Here is a 5,257-nt window from a genome sequence, read left to right as displayed (position 1 = left end):
GTCATCCGTCCGCCCGTGGTCGATGTCCCGCTCCACCCGCCCGCACCGCCGCCGGAAGTCCCGGCGAAGCCCGACGCCCAGGGCAGCGTCACCGACCGACCCGGCGGCCTGCGCGTCACCTTCGCGGCCGGCAGTACGGACATGAACGCGGCGATGATCGACGGGGTGAAACGCTTCGCCGCCACCCTGTTGCAGGCGCCCTACGCGCGGGCCGAAATCGACGCCACAGCCTCCGGCGCCGCCGACGACGTCTCCACGCCCCGGCGGCTGTCGCTGGCACGCGGCCTCGCGATCCGCTCGATCCTGATCCATGCCGGGGTCGCCACGACGCGGATCTACGTCCGCGCGATCGGCGTGCCCGCGCCCGCAACGGCAAAAGGATCAGACAGCCCAAACGAAACGTCCCCGGATCATGTTGACGTGACCCGGTCGGATATGGTCGCCTCTGCGCCACCGCCTTCCCCCGCCCCTTCGGAGCAGCGTTCCGCACCGTGACCCAGCCGACAACCTATCTCCTGCGTATCGTCCTGTTCCTCACGGTCGTCGTGCTGGCAGCCGGCGCACTCGGGCGCATGCTGTACACCGCCTTCTTCAACAACCCGATTCTGGACGGGCTGATCCTGGGCATCCTCGCCCTGGGCATCGTCTGGAACATCCGCATGGTCCTGCGGCTGATCCCCGAGGTCCGCTGGGTGGAAACGCTGCGCCAGCCGCGCGCCGGCCTGGCCCAGCCCACCCCGCCGACCTTGCTGGCGCCGATGGCATCCATGCTGGCCACGCGCAACCGTTCCGACCGGCTGGTCCTGTCCACGCCCGCGATGCAGTCGATGCTCGACAGCCTCTCCTCGCGCCTCGACGAGGGGCGGGAACTGTCGCGCTACATGACCAACCTGCTGATCTTCCTCGGCCTGCTGGGCACGTTCTACGGCCTGCTGCTGACGATCTGGTCGATCGCCGACGTCATCACCAGCCTGTCGGTCGGCTCGGGCGACCTGAACGCGATGTTCGACCAGTTGAAGACCGGCCTGGCCAAGCCGCTGCACGGCATGGGCACCGCCTTCTCGGGCTCGATGTTCGGCCTAGCCAGCGCCCTGGTGCTGGGCTTTCTGGACCTGACGGCGGGACAGGCGCAGAACCGCTTCTTCAACGAGCTGGAAGAGTGGCTGGCCGGCCTGACCCGCATCGGCTCCGCCATCGGCACCGGCGATGGCGCCGATGCCGGCATTCCCGTCTACGTCCAGGCATTGCTCGAACAGACCGCCGAAAACCTGGAAAAACTGCAAGCCCTGATCGCGCGCGGCGAGGAAGGGCGGCACCAGCAGCAGGCCCTGCTGGTCAGCCTGAACGACCGGATCGGCGTCATGACCGAGACGATGCGTGCCAGCCACGTCCTGATGCAGCGCATGGCCGAGGATTCGGGCCAGCAGCAATTGCGCGGCATCGAAGCCCAGTTGACCCGCATCCTGTCGGACATGGAGCAGGGCCGCACCCAGATCGCCACCGACATCCGCGGCGACCTGCGCCTGCTCACGCGCACCATAGCGGCATCTGCCCCCGCCGGCGCGCGCGCGCCCTGATCGCCCCCGGCTTCGCGAGGTAACAGCATGGCACGCCGCCGCCGCCAGACCCATTCCGGCCTGGACGCCTGGCCGGGATATGTGGACGCCCTGTCCACCCTGCTGATGGTCGTCATCTTCGTTCTGCTGGTCTTCGTGCTGGGGCAGGCGTTCCTGTCCGTGGTGCTGGCCAAGCGCCAGCAGGCGATGGAGCAGTTGACGCAGCAGGTCAGCAAACTGAACGACATGCTGGCGCTGGAACAGAACCGCAGCCACACGCTCCAGCTCTCGGTCGCCTCGCTGCGTTCCGCGCACGACAAGGACGTGGCGATGGCCTCGTCGCTCACCGCCCAGGTGTCCCAACTGACCGCCGAGCGCGACACGCTCTCCCAGGCCAGCCAGCAGCAGGTCGCGGCCCTCAGCACGCAGCTCGACGAACTCCGCCGGCAGCTCGGCGCGGCGATGATGGTGCTGGACATCTCCCAGCAGCAGATCCACGACCGCGACCTCAAGATCGACGATCTGGGGCAGAAGCTGAACGTGGCCCTGGCCGACAAGGTCGAGCAGTTGCAGCGCTACCGGTCGGAATTCTTCGGCCGCCTGCGCGACATCCTGAAGAACCAGGACGGCGTGCAGATCGTGGGCGACCGCTTCGTGTTCCAGAGCGAGGTGCTGTTCCCCCCCGGCAGCGCCGACCTGTCGCCCAAGGGCGTGGCCGAGATCCGCACCCTCGCCCGCACCTTCCGCCAGGTTTCCAGCCAGATCCCCACCTCCATCCCCTGGATCATGCGGGTGGACGGCCACGCCGACCGCCAGCCGATCCACAGCGCCTTCGCCAGCAACTGGGAGCTGTCGACGGCGCGCGCGATCACCGTGGTCAAGCTGCTGATCGCGGAAGGCATCAGCCCCCAGCATCTGGCCGCGACCGGCTTCGCCGATTTCCAGCCGCTGGACAATCACGATACCCAGGCAGCCTATGCCCGCAACCGGCGTATCGAGTTCCGCCTGACCGACCGCTAGTGTCCACCGCCGCACCGGGGCAGATCGCCCGGATTTTCCGCAACACCGGCTACCTGCTGGGCGGCAAGGGGATGGCCGGCGTGCTCGGCTTCCTCACCACCGCGCTGGTCGTGCGCGCGCTGGGGCTGGAGCAATATGGCGCGCTGCTGCTGATCCATTCCTGCGCCTCGTCCTTCTCGGTCGCCACGCGCTTCCAGTCCTGGCAGCCGCTGCTGCATTTCGGCAATGCGCTGTTCGCCCGTGGCGAACAGACGCGCTTTCAGACCCTGCTGCGCCACTGCATCATGCTGGACGCCCTCGGCGCCACGGCCGGCACCATCCTGGCCCTGATCGGGGTCGCCACCTTCGGCCATATCTTCGGCTGGTCGCCCGCCACCCAGGGTCCAGCACTCATCTACATGACCTCGGTCCTGTTCATGAACACCTGCTGGGCGCTCGGCATCCTGCGGTTGACCAACCGCTTCCGGCAATCCGCCCTGGCCGACCTGGCGCTCAACACGACCCGTCTGGTCGGCACGGTGCTGGGCCTGGGCCTGCACTGGCACCTGGGCGGCTTCATGGTCGTCTGGTACCTGGGCGTCGTCATGTCGTTCACGGCCAATTGCGGCACCGCCTGGGCGGCCGTCCGGCACACAGCCAGCCTGCGCGGCTTCCGGCTGTTCGGCCCCGCCTGGCGGACGGATTTCCACGGCATCTGGCGCCTGACACTCTCCACCAGCGGCAACCAAGCCCTCTCGGCCCTCACCTCGCGCGTCACCGTGCTGATCGTCGGGGCGGCGACCAATCCCGCCGCCGCCGCCATCTACAGCGTCACCTGGCATGTCTGCGACGCCCTGGCCCAGCCGGCGCAGCTGCTCACCCCCGCTCTCTATCCCGAACTGATCCACCTGCGCGATCAGGGTGACCGCGCGGGCATGCGCCGCGTCATGTTCCGCATCTTCCAGGCGCTGGGCCTGTTTTCCGTCCTGGCGCTGGTGGTGGCGGCAACGATCGGCCCGTGGATATTCCACACCCTTCTGGCCGTCAGGACAAACGACCTGGCCTTGCTGATGGTCCTGACCACGGCCGCGATCCTCGATCTGTGGGATGTGCCGCTGGAACCGTTCCTGGTCTCGCTGGGCTATGCCCACCGCCTGTTCATCGGCCGCATCGCCGTCACCACGCTCTGCCTGCCGGTACTCTATGGCCTGGCGCGCCTGTGGGGCGTGAACGGAGCGGGCATCGCGACCCTGCTGGCCGAGGCCCTGATTCTGTCCACGCGCGTCATCCCCTTCCTCCGCCTGCGCCGCCCGTAAGCACCGAAGCGCAGAAAACGCGAGCCGGATCGCCACCGGCCCGCATCGGCGGTCAGGCTTCCGCGCTCAGGCTTCGGCGGGCAGGGGCATCGGGTCGGTCGGATGCTGGGCACCGCGATAGCGGTCGAACATGCTCATCTGATGCACACAGCTCAGCGTGCAGGTCGGGCTGCACGATTTCTCGGTATGATATTCCCGCTTCAGGTCCGCGGGGCCATATTCCAGCAGCGGGATGGCCGGATAGCCGCGCTGCTGCGAACACCAGTGCACCCGCCCATCCTCGGTCACATAGAGGTAGCGGGCACCGGCACGGCATTTCCAGTCGTTCGGCTTGCCGTGCATCAGGTTCTTCTGGAACAGCCGGTAATTCAGCGTATGGACCAGCGAGGGCGAAATCTCGGTCACCCGGCGATAGGCCTGCATCTGCGCGTCGCTCAATGCCTTGAGCCCACCCTGATGGTCATGCAGCACCCCGACCGAGTGCTGCAATCCATAGCGCGCCGCCGTCTCGGCGATCGTCACCACGTCCTGCGTCCGCTCGCCGGTCACGCCCAGCACCGAATTCACATTGACCTTGAACTGCGCATGTTTCGACAGCAGCGCCAGCCGGCCTTCGACCGAGGACAGGCTCTTCATCGAAATGTCATCGGGGGTGATGTTGTCGATACTGACCTGCATCCCCTGAAGGCCCGCCGCATTCAGCCGGTCGATCCAGGCCCGCGAGAGGCGGAAGCCATTGGTGATGGTGGTCACGATCATGCCGTGATCGCGGGCCAGCCGCACGATCCGGTCCAGGTCGGGATGCAGCAGCGGCTCACCGCCGGTAAAGGTGATCGAGGCGGTCCCCAGCTTCGCCAGATGATCGACTCGTGCCTTGAGGTCCGCGAACGGAACCGGAGCGGAGAAATCGTCATATTCGTTGCAATAGCCGCAGGCCAGGTTGCACCGCCGCGTCACCACCACCTGCGCCAGCAGCGGCGTATAGCGCGTGGCGATCGCCTTGGCCGCGAACCGCACGCCCGCACCCAGGTTGCTGAGGCGGCGGCCCAGAGGAATATCGTTCATCGTTACCCTATCGTCCAGGAAACCGGCGCGAACCGGAAAAGGGGGCGCATCATAGGAACGGCCCGGCCCGCGCGATAGTCCGGGCGGAAGAGGAATCCGCGCCCCCATGGGCCTGGACCAGCTCGTCATACCAGCATTCCAGAATTTCCGTCTGCCGCCGCAGGTCGAATCGCTCGGCGACAAAGGCCCGTCCAGCCCGCCCCATCGCCCCGCGCATCGCCGGATCCGCCGCCAGCGCGCCCATGGCGGCGGCCAGCGCCTCGACATCGCGGGGCGGCACGATCAGGCCGCTCCGTCCCTCGGCCACCCCCTCGGGAATCC

At 67.6% G+C, this 5,257-nt stretch carries 4 protein-coding genes and 2 pseudogenes; 4 read left to right on the top strand and 2 right to left on the bottom strand.

The genetic code is table 11. The features are described from left to right. The 4 genes and pseudogenes from ABF821_RS19770 to ABF821_RS19755 all read left to right on the top strand — a co-directional run. A pseudogene (locus ABF821_RS19770) lies at positions 1-495 on the top strand (hypothetical protein); the annotation flags it as partial. Further along, complete coding sequence (locus ABF821_RS19765) at positions 492-1,577, top strand: flagellar motor protein MotA (protein ID WP_182974898.1); 1,086 nt, start codon at positions 492-494, stop codon at positions 1,575-1,577. The pseudogene ABF821_RS19770 and the gene ABF821_RS19765, both read left to right, overlap by 4 nt. Positions 1,578-1,604: 27 nt before the next feature. After that, complete coding sequence (locus ABF821_RS19760) at positions 1,605-2,576, top strand: peptidoglycan -binding protein (RefSeq protein WP_415531319.1); 972 nt, start codon at positions 1,605-1,607, stop codon at positions 2,574-2,576. After that, positions 2,576-3,871, top strand: a complete 1,296-nt coding sequence (locus ABF821_RS19755) for a lipopolysaccharide biosynthesis protein (RefSeq protein WP_415531318.1) — start codon at positions 2,576-2,578, stop codon at positions 3,869-3,871. The genes ABF821_RS19760 and ABF821_RS19755 overlap by 1 nt, the downstream gene beginning before the upstream one ends. A gap of 66 nt (positions 3,872-3,937) precedes the next feature. On the opposite strand, the gene ABF821_RS19750 is transcribed toward ABF821_RS19755, so the two are convergent. Together ABF821_RS19750 and ABF821_RS19745 are read right to left on the bottom strand one after the other, a co-directional pair. Continuing rightward, a complete protein-coding gene (locus ABF821_RS19750) occupies positions 3,938-4,936 on the bottom strand; it encodes a radical SAM protein (RefSeq protein ID WP_182974901.1) in 999 nt (332 codons plus the stop codon). A 49-nt stretch (positions 4,937-4,985) separates the two neighbouring features. Next, positions 4,986-5,257, bottom strand: a pseudogene (locus ABF821_RS19745) (glycosyl transferase); the annotation flags it as partial.

The sequence above is a fragment of the Gluconacetobacter sp. genome (assembly GCF_047721585.1).
Lineage (GTDB): Bacteria > Pseudomonadota > Alphaproteobacteria > Acetobacterales > Acetobacteraceae > Gluconacetobacter > Gluconacetobacter dulcium.
Note: the sequence above shows the minus strand (reverse complement) of the source record. Positions and strands in the feature narration are given on the sequence as shown.

Bases quoted from the DNA above. Each gene is read 5' to 3' on its own strand.
- ABF821_RS19760 (WP_415531319.1), top strand. From the start codon at position 1,605: ATGGCACGCCGCCGCCGCCAGACCCATTCCGGCCTGGACGCCTGGCCG.
- ABF821_RS19750 (WP_182974901.1), bottom strand. From the start codon at position 4,936: ATGAACGATATTCCTCTGGGCCGCCGCCTCAGCAACCTGGGTGCGGGC.